A 25486-nucleotide genomic window follows, 5' to 3' on the forward strand; every position below is an offset into this window, starting at 1 on the left:
CTCCTCAGGATGAGGAGCTAGACGTGGGTTAAGCGCTGATATTGCGCGGCCGATGCATCGTGGTATCCATCGGCTGCGCCGTGAAGCCGACACGGTCGATCTCGGCTGACGGCAATGAATCTGGGGGCTGAGGTTCGATGTCGATGCGCAGCAAGGAGCGTCACGCTCGTCTGTTGGAGGCACTGAACGCGGGAGAGATCGATGTCGACGATCTCGCGCGGCGCTTCGACGTCTCTGCCTCCACCGTGCGGCGCGACCTGCAGCATCTCTCCAAGAACAATGCCGTGCGCCGCACCTATGGCGGCGCCATTCTCACCGTCCACGCAAGCGAGACGACGCTCGAGCAGCGCCTTGCGGTCCAGGGCAAACAGAAGCAGGCGATCGCGCGCGCGGCGATCGATCTGATCGAGGACGGCGATACGCTGATTCTCGATGCCGGCTCGACGGTCGCAGCCTTCGGCCGACTGCTGCAGCAGCGGCGGCTGCGCATCATCACCAACAATCTCGCGCTGCTGCCCTTCCTCGCCAAGGCTCCGACGATAGAGCTTGTGGTGCTGGGCGGCGCGCTGCGCACCACCAGCATGAGCACCATGGGGCCGCTCGCCAATGAGGCGCTGCGCCGCATGACCGCGGACCGCGCCATCATGAGCGCCGACGGCGTGGTGCATGGCCGTGGCCTGTGCGAAGCGGATCTCGATCAGGTCGCACTGAAGTCGCTGATGATGCAGCAGTCGAAAGAAGTCATCGTTCTCGCCGACGCCAGCAAGCTCGGCCGCGCCGAACAAATGGCCTGGGCGCCGCTGCCGCCGCGCTGGACTCTGGTGACTGATGTCGGCGCATCCGAGGAGCAGTGCAAGCGTCTTGCCGACGCGGGAGCGCGGTTGATCGTTGCTGGCGTTCGCTGAGCCGGCATCGCATTTTCCGCGTGATCGGAGAAAAATAGCGATCGAGGCGGGGTTGCGCTCCCTCTCCCGCTTGCGGGAGATGGCTGGGGTGAGGGTGTCTCAGCATTGGGATTCCCCCGAGTGGAGAGAGCCCTCACCCGGCGCGGAGCCTGTGCTCGGACGGCGCGAAGCGCCGATCCGAGTGCGCCGACCTCTCCCGCAAGCGGGAGAGGTGAAGATTTAGTCCGATCTGATCATGCTCTGGTCTAGCCACCGCCACCAAAGCGGCGCGACCACCAGCCGGCCTTGCGCGGCGGGGCTTCGGTGGTTGCAGCAGGGGCGGGCTCTGCGACCGCCGCGGGAGCGGGTTCTGCTGCTTCTGGAATCGGCTCGGCCTCGCTCTGCACCACGACGGGCGTGGGCTCGGCATGGGAGGCGAAGCTCACTTTTTCGCGCACGGTCGAGCGGCGACGTGTCGCACGATCGTTCTCCTGCGCGGGCTCCTCGGGCGCGGCGACGCTCACCGGCTCCGGCTGGGAGCTCTCGGCCGGCTGCAGTTCGGGCTCTGCGACCGGCTCGGGCTGTACCAACGCCGGCTCGGGCTGAACCAATGTCTGCGCAGGCTCGGACCAACCGCCGTCGAAATCGGCGACAGCCTCCGTTGCTTCCGACTCCGCACGCGGGCCGAGTTCGTCGGCAATCGAGGCGGCAAGCCCCTCATCTGCGCCCTGGCCGCCGCCACGACGGCGGCGTCCGCCGCGCCGTCCACGCCGGCGCGGACGCCGTTCGCCGCTCTGGCCTTCGTCACGAGCGAAAGCCGACTGCTCTTCGCTCTCGTCCTCATCGGTCTCGGCTTCCTCGGCGGCGGTGCCGTCGGCGGTCTCGGGCGCAAGCGGCAAAGCCTCGCCATCCTCGCGCGGCACACCGCCTTCGCGGGCTTCGCCGCCGCCACCGCGGCCGCGCCGCCGCCGGCGGCGCCGGCGCCGCGGCCCCTCGGCCTCTTCGCCAGCTCCCGCTTCGTCGCTCAGGCCTTCCGTCTCCTCGGTCTCGATCTCCGCCTCGATGTCGAACGGCTCCTCGTCGTCATAGGACTCCTCGACTTGAGGCGGCGCGGACGCGGCCTGCGCCGCGAGCAGCGCCTTGGCGGCTTCCAGCGTATGCACCTGCTCGCCGCGGTCGATGATGTAGGACTGCTGGCCGCTCACGGTCGCGTCCGCCGCCACCGAGATCTGGACCTTGAAGGCGGTTTCGAGATCGCGCAGATGGCCGCGCTTGTGGTTGAGGACGTAGAGCGCGACGTCGGTGCGTGTGCGCACCACGAGATTGTGGGTTGCGCCCTTCATCAGGATTTCCTCGATGCCGCGCAGAAGCTGCAGCGCCACCGACGAAACCGAGCGGACATGGCCGGAGCCGCCGCAATGCGGGCAGGGCTCGGTCGAGCTCTCGAGCACGCTGGCGCGGATGCGCTGGCGCGACATCTCGAGCAGGCCGAAATGCGAGATGCGCCCGACCTGGATGCGCGCGCGGTCCTGCCGCAGGCAATCCGAGAGCTTGCGCTCGACCGCGCGGTTGTTGCGCTTCTCGTCCATGTCGATGAAGTCGATGACGATCAGGCCTGCGAGATCGCGAAGGCGCAACTGCCGCGCGACTTCCTCCGCCGCCTCGAGATTGGTCTTGAGCGCGGTGTCCTCGATGTGATGTTCGCGGGTGGCGCGGCCGGAGTTGACGTCGATCGAGACCAGCGCCTCGGTCTGGTTGATGACGATGTAGCCGCCGGAGCGCAGTTGCACGGTCGGAGAGAACATCGCATCGAGCTGGCTCTCGACGCCCATGCGCGAGAATAATGGCTGGCCGTCGCGGTACTGTTTCACCGCGCGCACGTTCTCTGGCATCAGCATCTTCATGAAATCGCGCGCTTCCCGGTAGCCGGCTTCACCGGCAACCATGATCTCGTCGATCTCCTTGTTGTAGAGGTCGCGCAGCGAACGCTTGATCAGCGAGCCTTCCTCGTAGACGAGGGTAGGGGCCTGCGACTTCAGGGTCAGGTCGCGCACGGTTTCCCACATGCGGATCAGATATTCGAAGTCGCGCTTGATCTCCTGCTTCGACCGCGAGGCGCCGGCGGTGCGCAGGATGATGCCCATGCCCTCGGGCACGTCGAGATCCTGCACCACTTCCTTGAGCCGCGAACGGTCCTGGGCCGAGGTGATCTTGCGGCTGATGCCGCCGCCGCGCGCCGTGTTGGGCATCAGCACCGCGTAGCGGCCGGCGAGCGAGAGGTACGTCGTCAGCGCCGCGCCCTTGTTGCCGCGCTCTTCCTTGACGACCTGCACCAGCATCACCTGCCGGCGCTTGATGACTTCCTGAATCTTGTACTGGCGGCGCGGCCGGAACGTACGCTCCGGCACCTCTTCGAGCACGTCGTCGCCGCCGACGGATTCGACGACTTCCTCTTCTTCTTCTTCGCCGTCTTCGCCTTCCTCGTCGTCCTCATCGTCATGCGCTTCGTCGCCGAGCGGCTCGGCGCCATGCTCGTCGTGCGGCGCAGCCCCCACGGCGAGTTCCGCCGGGGCATGCTCGTCGGACACAGGATGCTCCTCGCTGGGCGGCGTGGTGTGTTCCGCATCCTCGGCGTGGGCGGTGTTTTCCTCGACCCGCTCCTCCCGGGCACGTTCGGGCTCGTGGCTCACCTCGATGTCGGCCCCGACCTCGGGAGCGGCAGCGGCGACCGATGCCTCGACCGCGGCGACAACCGGGTCGGGTTGCGCTTCCGCAGTGGCGGTTTCGCTCAGAGCGGGGGCATGATCATGGTCGTCATGAGCATGTTCGTGCTCGCCGCGCTCGCGCCCGCCATGATCGTGCTCGTCATGACGGTCGTGATCGTCGGGATACTCGTGGTGATCCTCAGGATGCTGGTGTGCTTCGGGCTCGTGGTGTTCATGCGCTTCGGAGCCAAGGTCGTGCTGCCCGGCCTCCGCATGCAGCGCGTGATCCTCATCGGCTTGAGGATCGAGCGGTTCGGCGCTCTCGACGACCTCGCTCTGCACGCGCTCGCCGTGGCCGCGGCGGCGGGCATTGCGGTGGCGCGAGCGGCGGCGGTGAGGCCGGCTTTCGCTCTCCTCCTCGGCCTCGCGATGGGCGCGTTCTTCGGCCTCGATCAGCGCCTGACGGTCGGCGACCGGGATCTGGTAATAGTCGGGATGGATTTCGCTGAAGGCAAGGAAGCCATGGCGGTTGCCGCCATACTCGATGAACGCCGCCTGCAGCGACGGCTCTACGCGCGTCACCTTGGCGAGGTAGATATTGCCGCGCAGTTGCTTGCGTTGGGCAGTCTCGAAATCAAATTCTTCGACGCGATTGCCGCGGACCACGACGACCCGGGTCTCTTCCGGGTGGGTGGCATCGATCAACATCTTGTTGGGCATTTTGGAGCTCTTGAAGGCGGCGGGCGCGTAGCATGGCGCGCGCAAATTGCGCCGCCCGGTGACGCGACGGTCCACCTGATTCGGGGGTGAGGGGAAGGCCAAAACGCAAATCGGAGCGCCGTGCCGAGCCCGTGCCCACCGGAACAACGCGGCGTGCGGAGCTTTCGCCTCGCGTAGTCGCGATTGTCTGGGGGCTGTTGGTCGGCAACACAGTCTGGCGCATCAAGCGGTTGGCCCGTCTGAACATATTTTGGCGGCAAAGAATACCGCCGCATCCTTCGCTGAAGGCCCGGCGCGGCGCGAACGCGCTCGCCGGCCAATCGCATATCCGGCCCGTTGTTTGAGCGTGATCTGTTCGGAAAACCGGTATCCAGTTTTCCGGATCATGCTCCAGGGCCGAATAATCAGTTCTGCCGTGTCTCAAACCGCCCCTTGCCACACAGAATGTGTCTGGGACCGGACGCCGCTCGGGCTCAAACCGCCACTCCATGTCAGCCGCGCGCAGCGCTGGCTGGGGAGGGACCGGGAAAACACGCTGGCTCCTTCGGGCTTGAAGGTTCCACCGCTGCACCGGGAGGCTGAACGCGACACAACCGGGAGTATTAGCCGTCAGCACTCCGTACATACGTGGATTGGTCGCCGCACGCAAGGGAGCGTCGCGGCGGGGCAACACTCGAACCATTTAGCAAGCGCGGTATTATGGTCTCGTTAACCCTGTGGTTCTAATGCGGTATGACGACGGCTCGGAGGGCGCCGAATCGTGGCGGACCGCGCAAATCGACGGGTTTTACTGGGATGCGGGCTATTGTGCGCCGCAGCACTGTTGTGCGGCCCTGTCGTTGTTCCCAGCACGGCTGAGGAAACGCCGCCAAACCCCTCTGTAAGCACCGATTTTCCTGTCGTTTCCGATGCCCGGCTGGCCGGAGACGCCAAACAGACCCGATTTATCGTCGACCTCGACAAGAAGATCCAGTTCCGCGCCTTCACGCTGGCCGATCCCTACCGGGTGGTCGTGGATATTCCCCAGGTAACGTTCCACCTTCCCTCCGGAACCGGCAATACCGGGCGCGGGCTGGTGAAGGCATTCCGCTACGGGCTGGTGATGCCGGGCGGTTCGCGAATCGTCTTCGACCTGACGGGTCCGGCAAAGATCGCCAATTCCTATGTGCTGGACGCGGCCAACGGCCAGCCGCCCCGCCTGGTCCTGGAACTGGAGCAGGTCGATCGCAGTGCCTTCACCCAGCAACTCGCGCCGGAAGACCGGCCGGAGCTCAAGCCGACCATTGCGGATGCCAAGGCGGCGGCGCCGGCTGACGCCGCGGGCGCCACAAAACCGGGCGAGCCGCCGGATTCGCGGCCCCTGATCGTGATCGATCCTGGCCACGGCGGCATCGACAACGGCACCCAGTCGAACGGCGAGATGGAAAAGAACCTCGTGCTCGACTTCGGGCTCGCGTTGCGCGACCGGATCGAGAAGTCGGGCAAATACCGGGTCGTCATGACCCGTACCGACGATACCTTCATCCCCCTGAACGACCGCGTCAAAGTCGCCCGCAGCCAGTCGGCGGCGCTGTTCGTCTCGATCCATGCCGACGCGCTGCCGCGCCGGGAGGGCGATGCCCAGGGCGCCACCATCTACACACTCTCGGACAAGGCCTCCGACGCCGAAGCGGAGCGGCTGGCGGAAGCCGAGAATAAGGCGGACGCCATCGCCGGGGTGAACCTGTCCGATGAGCCGACAGAGGTCGCCGATATCCTGATCGATCTCGCCCGCCGCGAGACCAAGACATTCTCCAACCGCTTTGCGCGGCTGTTGGTGTCGGAGATGAAGACCACGGCGCGGATGCACAAGCGTCCGCTGAAATCGGCGGGCTTTCGGGTCTTGAAGGCGCCCGACGTGCCCTCGGTCCTGGTCGAACTCGGCTATGTCTCCAACAAGGGCGACCTGGAGCACCTGGTATCGGAGAACTGGCGCAACAAGGCGGTCGGATCGATGCTGCAGGCCATTGATGCCTTTTTCGCCAAGCGACTCGCAACAGCCACACCGGACAAGTGACTCCGCGGGGAAGTGACACGGCCGAGAAAAGGCGCGGCTTGGAACCGGGAGGCCCTAGTTTGGCCACAGCGGCAACGGTATAGGGAATTGGCTGAGGGCCTCGCGGAATCAGCCGATTTCGTCCGCGAAGCGCTGCGTTGTTCGCCTCAAGCACCGGCAGGCTGTTAGAGCCGGACGCATTCGCAACGAGGAACTGTCGCCGGCTGGTCCGGCACAATAGGGTTGGAACGGAACTTCGATAATGCGCTTGCTGGTGCGGTTCATGGGTTTCTTGTTCGCCGCAGGGACCGTCGTGTTCCTGGTTGGCGTAGCCGGCGTCGCAGGCGCGATCTGGCATTTCTCCAAGGACCTGCCTGACTATTCGCAGCTTCAGGACTATGAGCCGCCGGTGATGACGCGGGTGCATGCGTCCGACGGTTCGCTGCTCGGTGAATATTCCAAGGAGCGACGGCTCTATCTGCCGATCCAGGCGGTGCCCAAGCTCGTCATCAACGCCTTCCTCGCGGCCGAGGACAAGAATTTCTACGAGCACGGCGGCATCGACTTCCAGGGCATGGCGCGCGCCGCGATGCTGTACGCGCAGAACTATGGCTCGGGCCGCCGGCCGCAAGGTGCGTCGACGATCACCCAGCAGGTCGCCAAGAACTTCCTGCTCACCAACGAGGTCTCGTTCTCGCGCAAGATCAAGGAAGCGCTGCTCGCGATGCGCATCGAGCGCGCCTATTCCAAGGATCGCATCCTCGAACTCTATTTGAACGAGATCTATCTCGGCCTTGGTGCCTACGGCGTCGCGGCAGCCTCGCTGGTCTATTTCGACAAGTCGGTGAATGAACTGACCGTCGCCGAAGCTGCCTATCTCGCCGCGCTGCCGAAGGCGCCGGCGGCGCTGCATCCGGTGCGCAACCGCGACCGCGCGATCGAGCGCCGCAACTACGTGATCGACCGCCTGCTCGAAAATGGCTGGATCAAGCAGGCCGACGCCGACAAGGCGCGCAAGGAGCCGCTGGTCGTCACCAACCGCAGCAACGGCGCGCACACCTTCGCCGGCGAATACTTTGCCGAGGAAGTCCGTCGCGACATCTTCGAGCGCTATGGCGAGAAGAAGCTTTACGAGGGTGGCCTGTCGGTGCGCACCTCGCTTGATCCGAAGATCCAGGTGATGGCGCGCAAGACCATGGCCGCCGGCCTCGTCAACTACGACGAAGGGCAGGGCTGGCGCGGCCCGATCACCAAGCTCGATGTTTCCGGCGATTGGGGCGTGAAGCTCGCCGACGTCAAATCGCTCTCCGATATCTCGCCGTGGCGGATGGCGGTGGTGCTCGAGACCAGCGAGCAGTCGGCGCGGATCGGATTCCAGCCCGGCCGCGAACTCGGCGGCGCCGTCAGCAAGCAGCGGCAGACCGGCATTATCACGCTCGACGGCGTGCGCTGGGCCAAGGCGGCTTCCGGTCCGGCGCGCGGGCGGACGCCAACGGCGGTGTCCCAGGTGCTCTCGCCCGGTGACGTCATCTATGCCGACCCCCTGGTCACCAAGGAGGGCACGGCAGTGGAGGGCCAGTACCGGCTGCGGCAATTGCCGGAGATTTCCGGCGCCATGGTCGCGATGGATCCCTGGACCGGCCGCGTGCTGGCCATGGTCGGCGGCTTCTCGTTCGACCAGAGTCAGTTCAACCGTGCGACCCAGGCCTATCGGCAGCCGGGCTCGTCGTTCAAGCCGATCGTCTATTCGACGGCGCTCGATAATGGCTACACACCATCCACCGTGGTGGTCGATGCGCCCATCGAAATCGACCAGGGGCAGGGGGCGGGCGTCTGGCGTCCGGAGAACTATTCGACCGGCAAGTATTACGGTCCGACCACGCTGCGCAATGCGCTGGCGCGCTCGCTCAACACCGTCACGGTGCGGCTGGCGCAGGACATCGGCATGCCCCTGATCGGCGAATACGCCAAGCGCTTCGGCGTCTATGACGAACTGCCGAACTATCTCTCCTACGCGCTCGGCGCCGGCGAGACCACGGTGATGCGGATGGTCACGGCCTATTCGATGTTCGCCAATGGGGGCCGCCGCGTGAAGCCGACGCTGATCGACCGCATCCAGGATCGTTACGGTCACACCATCTACCGGCATGACCAGCGCGAATGCCGCGGCTGTGACGCGCCCGGAGGATGGAAGAACCAGCCCGAGCCGCAACTCGTCGATCGCCGCGAGCAGGTGCTCGATCCGATGACGGCCTACCAGATCACCTCGATGATGGAGGGCGTGGTCCAGTACGGAACCGCCACGGCGGTGAAGGAGGTCGGCAAGCCGATCGCCGGCAAGACCGGCACCACCAACGACGAGAAGGACGTCTGGTTCATCGGCTTCTCGCCGGATCTCGTGGTCGGCGTCTATCTGGGTTACGACAAGCCGCGTAATCTCGGTCGCAAAGCCACCGGTGGCGCGTTGGCTGCGCCGGTCGCACGCGACTTCCTGAAGCTCGCGCTGGCGGAGAAGCCGGCGACGCCGTTCAAGATCCCGGCCGGCATCAAGCTCGTCCGTGTCGATTCCAAGAGCGGCATGCGGGCTGGCCCCGGCGATGGTGGACGCACTATCCTGGAGGCCTTCAAGCCGGGCACGGCGCCGCCGGATAATTACTCCGCGATCGGGGTTGCTGACGCTGAGGGACGGATGGCACCGGCCGCCGCGCCCGATCCCGGTGCCATCATGCGTCCGGGCGGGCTGTGGTAGCGGGCTGAAGTTCCGGATCATCAACGGGTAAAGAAGTCGCGGCGGATTGCGCTTCGGCGCTTCGGCCGCTACATCGCTAGCATCACAATTGAGACCAGAAAGACCATGCGCGCGGAAGTCGAACGCCTTGTTGAAGAGATCAAGCAGTCGGTCGGGCTGCTGAGGAGGCATCTTTGACGTCGAGAAATCGACGGCACGGCTGGCCGAGCTGAACAAGCTCGCCGAAGATCCCGATCTCTGGAACGATCCCCAGAAAGCCCAGAAACTGATGCAGGAGCGCACCTCGCTGGAGGATGCGCTGTCCGGCATCAGCAAGGTCGAGCGCGAGCTCGAAGACAATGTCGGCATGATCGAGCTCGGCGAGGCCGAGAACGATGAAGGCGTCGTCGCGGAAGCCGAGAAGGCGCTCAAGGACCTCAAGAAGGAAGTCGCCCGGCGCGAGCTGGAAGCGCTGCTGTCAGGCGAGGCCGACAAGTTCGACTCCTATCTCGAAGTCCATGCCGGCGCCGGCGGTACCGAGAGCCAGGACTGGGCGCAGATGCTGCTCCGCATGTACACGCGCTGGGCGGAGAAGCATGGCTTCAAGGTCGAGTTTCTCGAGGAATCCCAGGGCGAAGAGGCTGGCATCAAATCCGCCACCATCCAGATCAGCGGCCACAACGCCTATGGCTGGCTGAAGACGGAAGCCGGCGTGCATCGCCTCGTCCGGATCTCGCCATTCGATTCCAATGCGCGCCGCCACACCTCGTTCTCGAGCGTGACAATCTTTCCAGTGGTCGACGACAGCATCAAGATCGACATCAAGGAGTCGGATGTGCGCACCGACACCATGCGCTCCGGCGGCGCCGGCGGCCAGCACGTCAACAAGACCGAATCCGCGGTGCGCCTCACTCACATCCCGACCGGCATCGCCGTGGTCTGCCAGGCCGGCCGCTCCCAGCACAAGAACCGCGCGCAGGCGTGGGACATGCTGCGCGCCCGGCTCTACGAGATCGAACTGAAAAAGCGCGAGGAGCAGGCGGCCGCCGATCAGGCCGCCAAGACCGATATCGGCTGGGGCCACCAGATCCGCTCCTACGTGCTGCAGCCCTACCAGATGGTGAAGGACCTGCGCACGGGCGTGCAGACTTCCGACACCGAGGGCGTGCTCGACGGCGACCTCGATGAGTTCATGGCGGCAACGCTGGCGCAAAAGGCTTTCGGCACCACGGCCGGCGCGATCGAGGATGTCGACTAGGCGACGGTGAGAGAAGTCGTATCGTGGCCGGAATAGCCGACGCGCTGGTCGGAAATCGGGTGGGAAAGTCCGCGATTGCGAGGTAGGTGCCCGGTGGGTCACCGACATGAAACGCGATGCTTTCCACGACACCCGGATCGACGCGAGAGACTGGTCGCTGCTCGCGCTGCTCTCGATGCTCTGGGGCGGCTCGTTCTTCTTTAACGGCGCGGCTTTGCGCGAACTGCCGCCGCTGACTCTCGTGTTCCTGCGCGTGGCAATCGCTGCCACCATCCTGGTGCCGCTGCTGCGCGTGTACCGGGTCAGCTTTCCGAACAATGCGGCGGCCTGGATGCCATTCCTTGCGATCGCGCTGTTCAACAATGTGCTGCCGTTTTCGCTGATCGTGACGGGACAGACCCTCATCTCAAGCGGATTGGCCTCGATCCTGAATGCGACCACGCCATTGTTCACTGTGGTCGTCATGGCGGCGGCCGGAGAAGAGCCGCTGCACGCCCGGCGGATCGCAGGCGTCGTTGTCGGGCTGACCGGTGTCATTATTCTCCGGGGCGCGGGGATTGAACAAGTGAGCGGCCAGGCCATCGGCATCGTACTTTGCCTCGCTGCAGCCTTCAGCTATGGGCTGTCCGCTCTGATCGCGCGGCGATGGCTGTCGAATTCACCGCCGCTGGGAACGGCGGCGTTCCAGATGCTGGCCTCGACGGCTGTGATGGCGATCGTCGCCGGCGCGATCGAGCGGCCGTGGCAATTGCCGATGCCGGGTGTTGCGACGTGGCTTGCCGTGCTTGGTCTGGCGGGCTTGTCGACGGCATTCGCATACATCGTCTTCTTCCAGATCCTCAGACGTTCCGGCGCGACCAATGTGATGTTGGTGACGCTGCTCATTCCGGTGACCGCGATCCTGCTCGGCTGCGTCGTGCTGGGCGAGCCGATTTCGCCGCGCGAGATCGCGGGCGCACTGGTGATCGGCAGTGCGCTGCTCCTGATCGATGGGCGCGCGCTAGAGTTCCTGCGGCGATAGGCCAAGCTCGGCCTTCCATTGCGAATGCCACCCCGTGAACCGTCCGCTATCGCGCTCGCCACCGTGCCACGCAGCGTACACGGTCCCATCGCTTGCAACCATGATGACGGCGTCCAGCCCCTTGGAGCGGCGCAGCGTCTCGATGGCCTGGCTTGGCGTCTGCGCGATGGGACCTGCGACATTGAACGACGTGTTGACCGACACTTCGACACCGATGCGGCGGCCGAGTGCCTTGAGATAGGCGTAGGTGAGGGGATCGTCCTTCTCGCGTACGATCTGGATGCGGCCGGTGCCATCGGCGTGGATGACTGCCGGGATCCTGTCGCGCGCGTGCGGCTTCGACCGCGCCGTCAGCACCATGTAGTTATAGGCGTTGTAGTCGTCGTCGGAGGCGCCCGGCAGCAGTTCGAAGTAGTATTGCGCCGCCTCCAGCGTGGCCATCGGCGCCAGGGGTCGGATCGCCTCGCGATATTTCACCCGTTCATTCAGCCGCTCACGCGTGTCGGGATCGCAGGGGTTGGCGAGGATCGAGCGATGGCCAAGCGCGCGTGGCCCGGTCTCGGCCGCGCCCTGATAGATCGCGATGACGCCGTTCTGCGCCACCATTGATGCCATCAGGTCGGCGATGGCGTCGCGTCCCTCGGGCGTCGAGATGTCGCCGATCCGCTGCGAGGCGATGTCGTCCGCTTTCAGCGCGGCCGCGATGTCGTCAGAGGCCGGCGGCGTGCCGCAGTAGAACGCATGCGTCATCGGCGCGCCGCGCGGTGCGCCAGCGAGATGCGCGAACAGCCAGGCGGCGCCGATGGTGACGCCGGGATCGCCGGGCACCGGCGGCACCCACAGATGCAAGTGCGTGCGCCGGCCCTGCGCGTTGGCAAACCATGTCTCATCGAAATGCTCGATCAGCCGCATGTTGCCGACGGCATTGAGCGCGACGCCCCCGGTCAGCACCAGCCGGTGCGCGCCGGTCGCACGCAACAGATGATCCACGACATGGATCATCGCGTCCTCGAACACGAGTTGCGTCGCGGCAGCCTTGTCGAGACGGTCCTGGGTGTCGGGGCGGTGCTTGATGTCCTCGACGCGCAGCACCGCATCCGGATTCCAGAGTTGATCCGGCCTGAGCGGTTCGCCGAGGATATCGGTCAACGCGGCCTTGTAGGGATTATCGAACGGGTCGCAGTACCAATTCGCCATCGCGCGATTGAGCCAGACTTCACCGTCAGCGCCGAGATGCAGCACCTTGCGGAGCCGCCGATAATAGGGATTGCTCGATCGGCTCATATCGCCCCAGGCCGCCGCGCCCATGTAGCGTCCCTCGCAGGACAGCCAGGTCCAGCCGCCCTGGGTCGAAGAGATCACGCTGTAGAAAGCGCCGAGTGAATCGAACATGCTCTCGTTGCAGTAGAGCCGGCGCATCGCGCCGTTCTCGACGACATAGAGCGAGACCGAGCCGAGATCACCGGTGCCGTCGAGCACGGCGATGGCGACCGGCTCGCCGTCATCCTTGAACGGGGAAGCCGCAAACGAGAACCAGGCATGGTTGTCGTGGTGGGGCAGGCAGATCAAAGGGACGCGCTCGGAAACCTTGAGCTGGCGGGCGAGAATCTTTGGCGTTCGCGTCATCTGCTCGAGGCGGCGGCTGTCGAAGCCGGCGGCCTCCGTGGTGCGAAGCAGTTTCAGGCTCTGCGGCAACTCCTCCAGCACCGAGCGCGCCAGCGTGCCGGCGAGCGTCGGATAGTCCCAGCTCGTCAGCCAGGCATCGATCGCGCCGATATCGCGCCCCATGTCTCGCAGCGTCGCGACAATGGCGTCGATTGATTTTTCCGGATATTCCGTAGTGTGCTTGTTGCCGGAAAAGCGTTCTTCCTCGTTGTTGACGATCAGGCGCGGGCCGTTCTGCTGCGTCACCTCGACCAGTGCGATGCCCGAATTGTGGGTGCCGGGAGCGCCGAGGCCCGCAAGATAAACGGTCTCGCCGCGCGCGAGCTTGTTGCGTACGGCGGCAATCCGCGCGTTGGCGAACTCGGAGCCGAGCTGATGGAAGCCGGCCGCTCCCATCGTCTTCGCCGCCAGCCATCGGGCGGCACGAAAGCCGGCGGCGGCGAGCCTGCGATGTCGCGGACCAATTCGCGTGTTCGGTTCCAAGTCGGGCGCCCCTGTCATTGGTGATCGCCAGCATCAATCACAATTGGCGCTGCGCAACAATGCCGTTTCGTCGCGCGGAATAAGCGCGTCCTTGCAGGGTGGCCGAAGCCTTGCAACACTCGGGCAAAAACAAAAATCGAAAAGAACAAAATTGAAAAGGGAGAAAACAATGCCGCCTCGAACGCAGATGCTTGTGGTGCAGACCGTATTTGCCGTCGCAATGGCCCTCGCGACGGCGGCCAACGCCCAGAAGAAATACGACCCCGGTGCTGGCGATACCGAGATCAAGGTTGGCAACATCATGCCCTATAGTGGGCCTGCGTCGTCCTACGGCGTGATCGGAAAGACCGAAGCCGCCTATTTCAACATGGTCAATGCCGAGGGCGGCATCAACGGACGCAAGATCAATTTCATCTCCTATGACGACGCCTATAGCCCGCCGAAAGCGATCGAGCAGGCGCGCAAGCTGGTCGAGAGCGACGAAGTGCTCCTGATCTTCCAGCCGCTCGGCACGCCCTCCAATTCGGCGATCATGAAATACATGAACGCCAAGAAGGTGCCGCAGCTATTCGTCGCCTCCGGCGGCACCAAATTCGGCGATCCGAAGAATTTTCCGTGGACCATGGGCTTTCAACCCAACTACCAAAGCGAGGGGAGGATCTACGCCAAATACATCCTCACGCATTTTCCAAACAGCAAGATCGCCGTGTTCTGGCAAAACGACGACGCCGGCAAGGATCAGTTCAAGGGCCTGAAGGATGGGCTTGGCGATAAGGCCAACATGATTATCGCCGACAAATCTTACGAGGTGAGCGATCCCAGTGTCGATTCCCAGATCGTTGCGTTGCACGATTCAGGTGCTGACATCTTCTTCTCCTGGGCCGCACCAAAGGGCTCGGCACAGGCGATCCGCAAGGTCGGCGAGCTCAGTTGGAAGCCGAAATTCTTTCTCGCCAACACCGCAACCTCGGTCGCATCGGTATTGAAGCCGGCCGGCCTGCAATACGCGAAAGACATCATCTCCACGGCCTACCTGAAGGATCCGACTGATCCGACCTGGAAGGACGATCCCGGCGTGAAAGCCTGGCGAGCCTTCATGGACAAGTATTATCCCGATGGAGACAAGGCCAATGCAAACAATGTCTATGGCTATGTCCAGGCGCAGGCGATGGCCCAGGTTCTAAAGCAGTGCGGCGACAATCTTACGCGCGAGAATGTCATGAAGCAGGCTGCGAACCTGAAGAACTTCCACTCCGACCTGATGCTGCCGGGCATCATGGTCAATACCTCTCCCGACGACTATTTCCCGATCGAGCAGATGCAACTGATGCGGTTCAACGGCGAGGCCTGGGAGCTGTTCGGCGACGTCATCACTGGCGAGGTCGGCCACGAGGCTTCGCGCTGAATGTCCGTGGCACGTCAGCCGGCGCTCAGGCGCACGCCGGCGCGCAGGAATTTCTGCGGGTCGACCGCGTCGCCGTCGATGCGCGTCTCGTAGTGGAGATGCGGGCCGGTCGAACGGCCGGTCGAGCCGACGGCGCCGATCACCTGGCCGATCTTCACGGTTTCGCCGACCTTGACGTTGATCTCCGACAGATGGCCGTAGCGGGTCGAGAGGCCGTTGCCGTGATCGACCTCGACCATGCGGCCGTAACCGCCGGCCCAACCTGATGACACCACCTTGCCGTTGGCGGTGGCGCGGACCGGATCGCCCATCGCGGCGCGGAAATCGAGGCCGGTATGCATCGCCGGGCGACCGAGGAAGGGATCGGTGCGGACGCCGAAGCCCGAGGTAAACTCGACTTCGCCGATCACGGGCTTGCGGTAGGGCACCAGCGTCAGCGTCGCATTCAAGCGCTGCATCTGCGCGCGGGTGATGTTGATGCGGTTGAGCTGCCGCTCGAACGGACCGGCGTCGGCGGGCAGCTTGACGGGCACGAAGGGACCGCCGATGGCCGAGCGCGGGGTCGCGGCTTCGAGTTGCGACATGTCCAGGCCAAGATCGGTGATCACGCCGCGCATCCGGCGCACACGCGATTCCATGGTCTCCTCGGCGGAGCTCAGCGCCGCCATCTGGCGCCGCTCGACCTGATCGAGCGAGGTCTGGAGGCGGACCAGGACATTGTCGAAGCCTTGCAGCTTGGCGAACTGATTCATCGGCGCCGCCGGCTTGATCGGGGCGCGCGATTCCAGTCGCGCCTCGCGATCCGGAGGCGCCACGAAGATCACGGTGTCGCTGATCGGCGAGGGTTTGGGCGCTGCCCCCGATTCCGGTGCGGCATTGCGCGCGGGCGGGCGGATCGAGCCGGTCGTCGCGACATCCGGCATCGAACCCAGCGCGGTGGCGCGGGCCTCGAGAGCGGTCTGCCGGCGCATGATCTGTTCGAGCTTCTGGTCGAACTGCTCCTGGTCCAGGAGCTGCCGGCTGGTGGTGCGATCGACCTTGGCGCGCAATTCCGCGATCCGGTCTTCATAGGCGAATTGCATCTCGGCCTGGCGGGCGAGCAGCCGGGTCAGGACGTCGTCGCGGAACGCAAAATAGGTCGCGGTCGCCGCCGACCAAATGCCGAGCAGGACTACCGAGCCGACCGCAGCCCAGAACAGGACCGGACCAATGCGAACCTGCTTGCCCGCATGCGCGAAGGTATAGTCGTTCGCCGGCTGCGCGACGGCTGCAGCGTGGGGAGCAGGGCGGCGAGGGGACGCCCGCCCGTGCTCTCGTGGATGATGGTGCTGCTGGTGATGGTCGAAATGGTGACCGGAACGATAGGACATCGGCACTCCCGCGCCGGTCGGATCAAGTTCCGTACGGCCTCAGTTCGGGAGCGATTTGAGCCGGTCATGGTTAATTTTCCGGAAACGGAACCTGGTCGATCAGAGCGACCGCGCGGCGGCCAGGACCTCGTCGGCATGGCCGTCGACCCGCACATTGCGCCAGATCCTGGCGATCCGGCCGTCGGCATCGACCAGAACCGTGGTGCGAAGAATCCCCAGGAAGGTCCTGCCATACATGGATTTCTCGCCCCAGGCCCCATAGGCTTCCAACATCTCGTGCTGCTCATCCGAACCAAGCGGAATGGCGAGCTGATGCTTGTTCCTGAACGATTCCTGCGCCTTCACGGTGTCGCCGGAGACGCCGAGGACCTCGGTGCCATCATCGGCAAACGCATCCTTCAGCCGCGTGAAATCGATCGCTTCCTTGGTGCAGCCGGGCGTGTCGGCACGCGGGTAGAAGAACAGCACCAGCTTCTTGCCGGCGAAGTCGGTGAGTGAAACCTCACCGCCGCCGTCACGGGGCAGGTGGAAGTCGGGCGCCTTGGCGCCCTCGACCAGGGCTGTCGATTTGGTCGCGGCCGGTGCAGCGGATTTTAACGATTTCGATGCGTCCTTGTGGGACGCTTTCGCGGGAGCGGCTTTGGCCGCCTTGCTGGATTTCTTTGCGACCGCCTTGCGCGCCTTTGCCGCGGGCGGCTTGACCGATGCGACGGCCTTGCTGCTGACAGCCTTAGGCCGAGACGATTTGGCCGGGGACGACTTGGCTGTGGTCTTGGAGGATTTCTTGCGCGTTTTCTTGGACATACGCCTTCCTTTCGTCGCTTTCCGGGGCTCAACCATTGAATCAGTGCGGGTCTTGTCCCCGGCGATCGGATTTGCGCCGACTGCTGGGCAAGTCTGATGGCGGCGGAGTATGGTCACAAGGATTTCGACGCGTCACCTATCCGCTCGCCGACCTGGCCTTCGAAAGTTCGCTCAAATGTTCGCTCAAATGTTCACTTGGGGCTGACGGCGAGTAACAGTATTAATCGAGGATTGGCAGCGATGCCGGCACAGGAGCGCTCGATACGGATCGACGGGCGCGCCTTGGGCGGCGATCAACCTCAACGCCTGCACCGAGAGGCAATGGCAAGGAATTCGTCGTCCCAAGGATCGCTCCAAGGCCACAGCCCGAATTCGCGTGCCGACGCCCCTGACTGCGGCTGGGACGACGAGATCGGCTGGGATGAGCAGGACGAGGCGGCCGGCCGTCGCGCGCGGCGGCTGTTGTCGCGCTCGGATACCAGCCTGCATCGGATCGGCGATTTCTTCGGCGCTACGCAGCGATCGGTTCACGGCGCGCGCTGGGTCAAGCGCATCGCGCTGGTGCTTGGTGTGCTGGCGGTGATCTTCATCGGCTGCTTTGGCGCGCTGTGGTGGCGGCTGGGGGCAGGGCCGATCAATCTCGACATGGCGACGCCGTGGCTCGCGGCTGCGATCGAGGACAATATCGGCCACGGCAACACGGTCGAGGTCGGCGGCACTCAGATCGAGCGCGCCGGCCATGTCCGAATCGCCGTGCGCATCCGCGACATCATCGTGCGCGACCGCGACCATGCGATCGTCGCCAGCGCGCCGAAAGCCGAGGTCAAGCTGTCCGGCACCGCGCTCCTGATGGGCCAGCTCCGCGCCGAAAGCCTCAACCTCGTCGATGCCGAGCTGGCGATCCGGATCACGCCGGACGGCTACGTGACCGTTTCCGCCGGCGACACCGCCAAGCCGCTCGCGACCGGTGTCGCGTCCAAGCATGAGGCGGGCCTGCCGCCGACATTCCCGCGCCCGGCCCCCCCGCAGGGGCCGCTATCGCCGCCGTCCTCGCCGTCCGTCAGCGTCCCGGCACCGCCCGAGAGCACGCAGAGCGGATTGCTCGCCGGTCTCGATTGGCTCGACAGCCTCAGCATGACCGGCCTCGACGGCCAGAACCTCAACGAGATCGGCCTGAAGAACGGCAACCTGATCGTCGACGATCAGCAGCGCGGCGGCAAATGGACCTTCGAGAATATCAGCCTGAGCCTGCGGCGGCCGAGCAGCGGCGGCGTGGCGCTGAGCGTCGGTGAAGAGGGCGCCCGTCCGTGGTCGCTGCGTGTCGCGGTCGGGCCGCTCAAGGACGGCGTGCGCTCGGTCGACCTGCGCGCCGACAAGCTGCCGTCTGCCAATATCCTGCTCGCGCTCAGGGTGAAGGACCTCACCTATAACGCCGAGCTGCCGCTATCCGGCGAACTGAAGGGTGAACTCGGCCGCGACGGCCTGCCGACCTATTTCCGCGGCAAGATCACCGCCGGCGCCGGCAACCTGATCGACACCGATACGCCCGACTATCCGATGGCGATCGATTCGGCGGAAGTGAATGTCGAATGGGACGCCGGACGCCGCGTGCTGCTGGCGCCGTTCAAGGTCATCTCCGGCGCCAACCGGGTCACGCTGCTTGCCCATCTCGAGCCGCCGAATGACGATATCAACGACTGGCAGCTTGGCCTCAGCGGCGGCACCATCCTGCTCGCGGGCATCGACGACGAGCCGCCGCTGATCTTCAACCGCATCGCGGTTGGCTTTCGTTTCGACACCGACAAGAAGCGCGTGCTGCTGACGCAGGCCGATATCAGCAACGGCGAGATCGGCATCGCCGGCACCGGCAGCATCGACTATTCCGCCGAGCCGCGGCTGCAGCTCGGTTTTGCGGGCACGCCGATGTCGGCCTCGGCATTGAAGCGGATCTGGCCGGCCCTGATCGTGCCGGAGTTGCGCGAATGGGTGATCGAGCGGATCGAACGCGGCACGCTCCAGCGCATCGAGGTCGGCGTCAACTCGCCGGTGCGCAACCTGTCGCGCAAGGGGCCTCCGATCCCGGATGAAGGGCTTGCCGTCAACATCGTCGCGAGCGGTGTGACGGTGCGTCCGGTGGACGAGCTGCCCGTGGTTCATGATGCCGATTTGCGGGCGCGGGTGACCGGCCGCACTGCCACCGTCAACATTACCCAGGGCATCGCCGACACGCCGGGCGGGCGCAAGATCACGCTGTCGGACTTCTCTTTCGAAGTCCCGGATATGGTGCCGAAACCTTCGCCGGCGAAGATAAGATTCCGCGTCGATTGTCCGGTGCCGGCCTGCGCCGAAATCCTCGCCTCCGACCGCCTCAGCGATGTGTCGGGCACGACGTTTGTCGATCCCAATGCGAGCAAGGGAACCGTCTCGGCCATCATCAATCTCGGCCTGCCGGTCAAGGGCGTGCTGACCAAGGAGGACACCACCTACGCCGTCACCGCCGATCTCGGCGGCGTCGCGATCGACAAACTGGTGATGAACCAGAAGCTCGAGGCCAACGCGCTGAAGGTCGTCGCCAACAATGCGGGCTATCAGGTCAAGGGCGACGTCAAGATCGGCGGGCAGCCAGCCTCGCTGGATTACCGCAAGCCGAGCGAGGGCGACGCCGACATCCGCCTGCAGTCGACGCTCGACGACGCAGGTCGCGCGCGGCTCGGGCTCGACCTTGGCTCCGCGGTGAGCGGCTCAATCCCGGTCAAGGTCGTGGGCAAGATCGCAAACAGCAGCGATCACGACAGCAAGCTCGGTGTCGAGGCCGATCTCACCCAGCTCAGGATCGATAATGTCCTGCCCGGCTGGGTCAAGTCATCAGGCAAGTCGGGCAAGGTCACCTTCAACGTGGTGCAGAAGCCGCAATCGACACGCTTTGAGGACATCGTGGCCGAAGGCGCCGGCTCCTCGATCAAGGGATCGGTGGAGATCGACCAGAACGGCGATCTCATGAACGTCAACTTCCCGACCTATTCGCCTTCGGAAGGCGACAAGACCACGCTGCGCGCCGACCGCGGGCCCGACGGTGTCCTGAAGGTCTCCATGCGCGGCGATGTGTTCGATGGCCGCGGCTTCCTTCGCACGGCGATTTCGGGGCGTGACGACCCCAAGAACAAGACCAAGAACATGGATTACGACATCGACCTCAAGCTCGGCGCCGTTGCCGGCTTCAACGGCGAAGCGTTGCGCAGCGTCGATGCAAAGGTGTCCAAGCGCAACGGCGCCATCAAGAGTTTTGCGCTGACGGGCAAGATCGGGCGCGATACGCCCGTCACTGCGGATCTGCGCGGGCGCCAGCAGGGGCGCGAGGTGGTCTACCTGCAGACCAATGACGCCGGCGCGTTCTTCCGCTTCACCGATTTCTATTCCAAGATCGTGGGCGGTCAGCTCACGCTCGCGATGGAGCCGCCGGCAGCGGAGCCGAACCCCAAGGAGGGGCTGATCAACATCCGCGACTTCTACGTCAAAGGCCAGCCCGAGCTCGACCGCATCGCGGCTGGCGGGTCGCCCGGCACGACGGGCGGCGTTGCCTTCAGCGCCTTGCGCGCCGAGTTCACGCGGCAGAGCGGACTGCTCACGATCCGCGACGGCGTCGTGAAGGGGCCGTCGATCGGCGCAACCATCGAAGGCAGCATCGACAACATCGTCAATCAGGTGCGCATGAGCGGCACGTTCGTGCCGATGTACGGGCTGAACAACATGTTCGGCCAGTTGCCCGTACTCGGCCTGTTCCTCGGCGGCGGCAGCAACGAGGGCCTGATCGGCGTGACCTACGAGGTTGTGGGGACACCGGCGCAACCGGTACTGCGCGTCAACCCGATATCGGCGATGGCGCCGGGTGTGTTGCGCAAGATCTTCGAGTTCAACACCGGCAAGCAGAACAACCAGATAGAATTCCCGCCGAACAACTGAGCGGGGTGGCTTAGCCGACTACGCCTCTGCTGCCCGCAACCACGGTGCTTTCGTTTTCCTGAAATCCTGCCACGTGTCTCGCAGGCGTGCCGCAACGCCGATCGATGCATGTGCCTGCCAGCCGGCGATCGCGGCTGTCGCTGTGCCGCTCTCCGAGAGCTCGCCACCGAGCTCAGCGAAAAGGCTGTCGGTGATCGCCATGTCGTTAAAGGAACCAAGTTCCTCCTGTAAGTCGGCCAGGCTGCGAGAGAAACGCCTGACGGACTTGCGGTCTCCATACAGCGGTAACAGGAAGTCGGCGACGTAACGCAGTCTCTTTGCAGCGAGCCTCAAGCGATGCAGCTTTTCCGCCGGAAGCGACTTGAAGCGGCGGCCGCGCTTGAGCACCCTTGCATACTGATCCGACAGGATGTGTCCGGCGAAGTTGATGGCAGGCTCGGCCAGTCGTCCGAGATCTTCGGGAGCGACGTCGCTACGCCACCCCCTAGCCTCAATCCAACCGCCGAGACCGATCAGGAAAGATGAGCATCGACGGTCAGCCAGCGCGAGACGTACCTTCTCGTAGGCGGCTGACCGGCGTTTCTCTGCGACCTGTTCCAGGGCATCAAAGCCCGCGACCGAGGAACAGGCCTGCGCGATAGTCGGCAGCGTTCCCCGTTGAAACATGTCCCAATCACGTGCGGCGGAAAGGTTTTGCGCCAGCCATCTTGCTTCCGACCGGAGCGAGTCGAGGTTGCTCAACGGTCCAACGGATCTCATCAAATCCAGGGCCGCGCGAAGGCGGCGCAGCGACACGCGAAGCTGATGGACCCCCTCTGGATCGCGACCGTCCTCGGCGGCCGCCAGAGATCCAAGAAGATGGTGAAGGCAGGAGCGCAGAATCTTTGCGAAGGCCTCATCGAGGGATATCGATGGGTCGAGGCGAAGCTTTCGCGGCTTCCGCAGGGCTGGCGACGTCTCGGCCGCAAGGTCAAAGCCGCGCGCCGACTTGCTGCGGATTGACGGTCTCACTGACCCATAGTCCGCGAGACGAAGCGCGAGGTCGTAGATTGCGCTGGCGCTTCCATCCTTGAGCTCCAACTCAATCTCGCTCACGGGCATCGATCGATCGCCCGACTTCAGCAATCCCTGATCGAAAGCGACCTCGATCGTTCCGGATGGCAGCTCAACGATCCGCGCGTGCCGGTGGATATCAGCGGTGAAGGCCGCCTCGAGCTGACGACGTCTGAGATCCGAGCGAAGCTTGGCGGGGATGAAAGGCATCGCCAGTTCGACATCGGGAGCAATCGACGGAACGTTCGCCTCCCACTCGCCGCGACGGAGCGGATCGTCTGCGAATTCGGCTTTCACGGTCTGCACGAAACGCGCGCCGTTCTGGCGAACCCGCAAACTCAATCCGTGTCGTCTCAGTGTCCGCTCGGGCGTATCGTAATAGACGGACTTGAGGTGCTTTCGCGTGCCCTTGCTGCGTGCATTCGTCGCGATGATCGGAGCGGCGTTGAAATCCGCCATGCGATCGGCATCGACAAGAAGCTTGAGTTCGATCTCACCGCCGGGAAACGTGGCAACCTCTTGCGCTGCGATTTCCGATGTTGCATCGCCGTGACGCTGCGCTTCAGGAAGCTGCGGCTCATCAAGGAGAGTTTTCGGCGGCTCCTGCGAACGGGGTTCCGCGACGCTGTGTTGCCCGGAGGCAACAGAGTTTTCCAGTCTCTTGTTGTCCTGCGGGGCAGGGGCGCTATCGAGCCCGGGCACGGCGCGTGCACTTTCCCGGGCGGGCGTCGGCGTGTCGGGTTCTGACATCTACGATTGTGTGACGGTTGGATGACGATTCGATAACACATCGCAGCGCGATCCAAAAGGAAGAACGACTTCAATCTAGCTGGAGAGATCATCGGTCTGTGAGTGAGCCAGATCAAGCCGGGATCTCCGCTCCCGAAGCTTTCAGTCCGGTCCTCTCGATGGAACCGACGCACCGTCGCGGCTCAGGAAGATGGTTGATGTCCCAGGTTTGCAACGCTGGATGCTGCCGGACCGAGCTTTCACCGCTCGGCGGAGCCGGGCGCAAAACGAGGAAAGCCGCCCAAAGCCTAACTCTGCAGCGCGAATCCATTTGCCGCCATCCGATGCGAGTGGTTGAATTGTTTGCCAATTCGACTCGTTGAAATCCGGAAACACAAAGGTCAGCGAGGTTTACGCTATGCTTGCCGAAAAGTTTTTTCTGGTATTGGAAACGCTAAGGAGCCACGCATCGGATGGTGCACCGCAGATCGCAATAAGCACCACGCAGCATGTTCCGATCGCTCCGCCGCGCAGGAAGCCAGTCAAAGGCTGAGCCACGTCGCTCTCTGGAGAAGGAAGACCAGGTCTTGCGGGGTTACCAAGTCTTGCGGGGTTCACGACGTCCGAGTCTGGCTGTGAGCCAAACCGCGCTCGAGCTTCCACCATGTCGGCTGTCTCCTGACGAATACACCACGCGGATGCCATCGCTGGATCAACTGATCGTCTGAGAGCGAGACGCGCTATCCCAGCTCGAAGGTGGTGACACCGAATACCCGCTCCAGCCGCAATGGCGGCACCGCGCCGGTATACATGCGCGCGGTCTCGAACACCGGCGCAAGGCCCAAGTCTTGCGCCAACGCGACCGCGTCGCCATTGATGCAGGGAACGTCGAGGAATATCTCGCCGTCGCCCACGCGGGCCAGCAAAGCCGATAGAACCACCTCGGCGCTGGCGCGGTCGTCGGCGACCAGCGGGCCGATCTTGCGGCCGTTCCGGCACGGACGGATCACGCCCCATCCGGCAAGCTCGCCATCGCGCACGAGCGCGCAACCGACATGACCGGGCGCGCCGATCCAGGCGCGCAGGAACGCGGTGCGCCGAGCCGGAAACACCGTCGCGTCATCCGCCTCCACAGTCGCCAACGGGACGTCGGTGAGCGTGATCACATTTGCCTGCGGCGCATCCAGGGCCACGGGGGTGCCGCCGTAGCGGACGTTGGTATAAGCGAGCTCGAACCCGGATTTCCTGTAGTTGTCCTGCTGCGCCACCACGCCGTCGAGCCCGATCACACGACGGCCAGCGTGCGCAATCGCCGCGTTCCACATGCGCAGACCGTAGCCACGGCCGCGCAAGTCATTTCGGACGATGTAGAAGCCGAGGAACGCAAAGCTCTCATCGTAATTGACGCAGGAGACGGTCGCGACCGGAGCGCCGTCGAGTTCGCCGATGAAGAAGCCTTCCGGATCGGCCGCGGCGAAGCAGGTGGCGTCTGCGAGGCCCGGATTCCAGCCTTCGGCCGCCGCCCAGTTCACGGCTATCGAGATCTCGTCCGGCCGCATCGTCCGGATGCGCAGGCCATTCGCGGCGGGCGGTGGTACGGATGGACTCATGAACCGATATCAGCACGAGTGAGTTGCTACCGGCAACGCTGGTGAAATGGAAATTTCACCCCCGTGCGTGTCTGACCCAACACCGAAAAGGGATAAAATCCCCCAGGGTCACATCCGAGGAGCAACGACATGACCCGACAAATCTCCAAGGTAGTTTCCACCAGGATCGACTGGCGTGTGTTCGCGATCATGGGCAACACGATGCCGCCCCGAGATCCTGATGATGACGACGAAGAGGACGAGGACGAAGAACAAGACGACGAAGAGAACGAAACCGACGAACCGCCGGTCGTGCGCGAGCCGGACGAAGACTAAGCAGGATACTCTGGGATTGGCATAGCCTGAGCGTCGGAGAGCGTGATCCGCATCCACGTGCGGCCAGACGTCGAATGGACGACGGTTCTCGGCGGTGCAACCTCTCGGCGTTCACCGGTGCAGGAGGCGAGCATGACCCTCATATGGCTTGGTGTGCTCCTTGTTTTCGGCGGCGTACTCCAGATGGCGTTTCAGCCAATCTGGCGAGGCCGATTAAGCGGTGGAAGGCGGCTTGGCTCAGACCGCGACACGCTGGAACCTGAAAGACCGGCGAGCGGCTTTGAAATCAAATCAAATTGGCCTGGACTCGTGCTGATCGCGCTCGGCGCGGCCTTCTTGCTGGCCGGGGCCGTTATTTAAGTCGAAACAAACCTCGTTAACGCCTCGCCCGCCTACGGCTCGGCATCAAGCCTGATCACAACATCGGCATCGCTGCAGGGGCCAATGCCCCGCCTTCACCATGATTTGGGGCGTAAATCCGACGCGTGTCGAGCAAAGCATGGGCAGGGCAGCGCCAATGACGGCTCAGCTCCATAAGACGGCGGAAGAGGAGCACGAGGAGCAGCTTCGCAACCTCGTCCGCGTCGTTTCAGCCTGCACCTTGGGGCTTTGGTCCTTTGCCGCGGGCATCCTGATCGGGACCTTCTTTCTGTTTTGAACAGTGTTGCACGTCGCCTGACTCGCCGTTCGTATGCGTGTGCGGCGCAATCATCGACCCGGCCGACGTCCTCGCGGGCTCAT

At 64.3% G+C, this 25486-nt stretch carries 16 protein-coding genes; 10 read left to right on the plus strand and 6 right to left on the minus strand.

What is annotated here, in order from left to right; all coding sequences use genetic code 11:
* The first annotated feature begins 137 nt into the window (after nucleotides 1-137).
* Nucleotides 138-905: a DeoR/GlpR family DNA-binding transcription regulator gene (locus tag ACVJGD_RS05690; RefSeq protein WP_456633432.1), complete on the plus strand. Its 768-nt coding sequence runs from the start codon at nucleotides 138-140 to the stop codon at nucleotides 903-905.
* Between the two features lie 245 nt (nucleotides 906-1150).
* Here ACVJGD_RS05690 and ACVJGD_RS05695 read toward each other — a convergent pair whose 3' ends face one another.
* Nucleotides 1151-4309 carry an Rne/Rng family ribonuclease gene (locus ACVJGD_RS05695; protein WP_456633433.1) on the minus strand — a complete coding sequence of 1053 codons (3159 nt, stop codon included), beginning with the start codon at nucleotides 4307-4309 and terminating at the stop codon, nucleotides 1151-1153.
* A gap of 760 nt (nucleotides 4310-5069) precedes the next feature.
* Here ACVJGD_RS05695 and ACVJGD_RS05700 point away from each other — a divergent pair.
* The 4 genes from ACVJGD_RS05700 (at nucleotide 5070) to ACVJGD_RS05715 (ending at nucleotide 11351) form a co-directional block, all read left to right on the plus strand.
* A complete protein-coding gene (locus ACVJGD_RS05700) occupies nucleotides 5070-6365 on the plus strand; it encodes an N-acetylmuramoyl-L-alanine amidase (protein WP_456633434.1) in 1296 nt (431 codons plus the stop codon).
* A 241-nt stretch (nucleotides 6366-6606) separates the two neighbouring features.
* On the plus strand, nucleotides 6607-9093 hold the full coding sequence (locus ACVJGD_RS05705) for a penicillin-binding protein 1A (protein WP_456633435.1): 2487 nt from the start codon (nucleotides 6607-6609) through the stop codon (nucleotides 9091-9093).
* A gap of 105 nt (nucleotides 9094-9198) precedes the next feature.
* Nucleotides 9199-10330, plus strand: a protein-coding gene (gene prfB, locus ACVJGD_RS05710; protein WP_456633436.1) for a peptide chain release factor 2 whose coding sequence is annotated in 2 segments (ribosomal slippage) — nucleotides 9199-9267 and nucleotides 9269-10330 — 1131 coding nt in all. Because the reading frame shifts where the segments join, the coding sequence is not laid out codon by codon here.
* Between the two features lie 106 nt (nucleotides 10331-10436).
* Complete coding sequence (locus ACVJGD_RS05715) at nucleotides 10437-11351, plus strand: DMT family transporter (RefSeq protein ID WP_456633437.1); 915 nt, start codon at nucleotides 10437-10439, stop codon at nucleotides 11349-11351.
* On the opposite strand, the gene ACVJGD_RS05720 is transcribed toward ACVJGD_RS05715, so the two are convergent.
* A complete protein-coding gene (locus ACVJGD_RS05720; RefSeq protein ID WP_456633438.1) occupies nucleotides 11331-13517 on the minus strand; it encodes a carbamoyltransferase C-terminal domain-containing protein in 2187 nt (728 codons plus the stop codon). The genes ACVJGD_RS05715 and ACVJGD_RS05720 overlap by 21 nt on opposite strands.
* Before the next feature lie 169 nt (nucleotides 13518-13686).
* Here ACVJGD_RS05720 and ACVJGD_RS05725 point away from each other — a divergent pair, with 169 nt between their 5' ends.
* A complete protein-coding gene (locus ACVJGD_RS05725) occupies nucleotides 13687-14904 on the plus strand; it encodes an ABC transporter substrate-binding protein (RefSeq protein ID WP_456640187.1) in 1218 nt (405 codons plus the stop codon).
* 14 nt (nucleotides 14905-14918) lie between these two features.
* Here ACVJGD_RS05725 and ACVJGD_RS05730 read toward each other — a convergent pair whose 3' ends face one another.
* Together ACVJGD_RS05730 and ACVJGD_RS05735 are read right to left on the minus strand one after the other, a co-directional pair.
* A complete protein-coding gene (locus tag ACVJGD_RS05730; RefSeq protein ID WP_456633439.1) occupies nucleotides 14919-16274 on the minus strand; it encodes a peptidoglycan DD-metalloendopeptidase family protein in 1356 nt (451 codons plus the stop codon).
* A 99-nt stretch (nucleotides 16275-16373) separates the two neighbouring features.
* On the minus strand, nucleotides 16374-17078 hold the full coding sequence (locus ACVJGD_RS05735) for a peroxiredoxin (protein WP_456633440.1): 705 nt from the start codon (nucleotides 17076-17078) through the stop codon (nucleotides 16374-16376).
* Between the two features lie 240 nt (nucleotides 17079-17318).
* Between ACVJGD_RS05735 and ACVJGD_RS05740 the strand changes: the two genes are divergently transcribed.
* A complete protein-coding gene (locus ACVJGD_RS05740) occupies nucleotides 17319-21038 on the plus strand; it encodes a YhdP family protein (RefSeq protein ID WP_456633441.1) in 3720 nt (1239 codons plus the stop codon).
* Between the two features lie 18 nt (nucleotides 21039-21056).
* On the opposite strand, the gene ACVJGD_RS05745 is transcribed toward ACVJGD_RS05740, so the two are convergent.
* Together ACVJGD_RS05745 and ACVJGD_RS05750 are read right to left on the minus strand one after the other, a co-directional pair.
* The gene (locus ACVJGD_RS05745) at nucleotides 21057-22841 is read right to left on the minus strand and encodes a CYTH and CHAD domain-containing protein (RefSeq protein ID WP_456633442.1); all 1785 of its coding nucleotides are present in this window, start codon (nucleotides 22839-22841) and stop codon (nucleotides 21057-21059) included.
* Between the two features lie 719 nt (nucleotides 22842-23560).
* On the minus strand, nucleotides 23561-24430 hold the full coding sequence (locus tag ACVJGD_RS05750) for a GNAT family N-acetyltransferase (RefSeq protein ID WP_456633443.1): 870 nt from the start codon (nucleotides 24428-24430) through the stop codon (nucleotides 23561-23563).
* 129 nt (nucleotides 24431-24559) lie between these two features.
* On the opposite strand from ACVJGD_RS05750, the gene ACVJGD_RS05755 reads away from it, so the two are divergent.
* The 3 genes from ACVJGD_RS05755 to ACVJGD_RS05765 all read left to right on the plus strand — a co-directional run bounded on the left by ACVJGD_RS05755 (nucleotide 24560) and on the right by ACVJGD_RS05765 (nucleotide 25403).
* Nucleotides 24560-24745 (plus strand): hypothetical protein, encoded by a 186-nt coding sequence (locus tag ACVJGD_RS05755; protein ID WP_456633444.1) that lies wholly within the window; start codon nucleotides 24560-24562, stop codon nucleotides 24743-24745.
* A 132-nt stretch (nucleotides 24746-24877) separates the two neighbouring features.
* Entirely contained in the window at nucleotides 24878-25105 is a 228-nt protein-coding gene (locus tag ACVJGD_RS05760; RefSeq protein WP_456633445.1) for a hypothetical protein, read from the plus strand.
* Nucleotides 25106-25262: 157 nt separating this feature from the next.
* Entirely contained in the window at nucleotides 25263-25403 is a 141-nt protein-coding gene (locus ACVJGD_RS05765; RefSeq protein ID WP_456633446.1) for a hypothetical protein, read from the plus strand.
* The last annotated feature ends 83 nt before the right edge of the window (nucleotides 25404-25486 follow it).

Source organism: Bradyrhizobium sp. USDA 10063 (genome assembly GCF_054063735.1).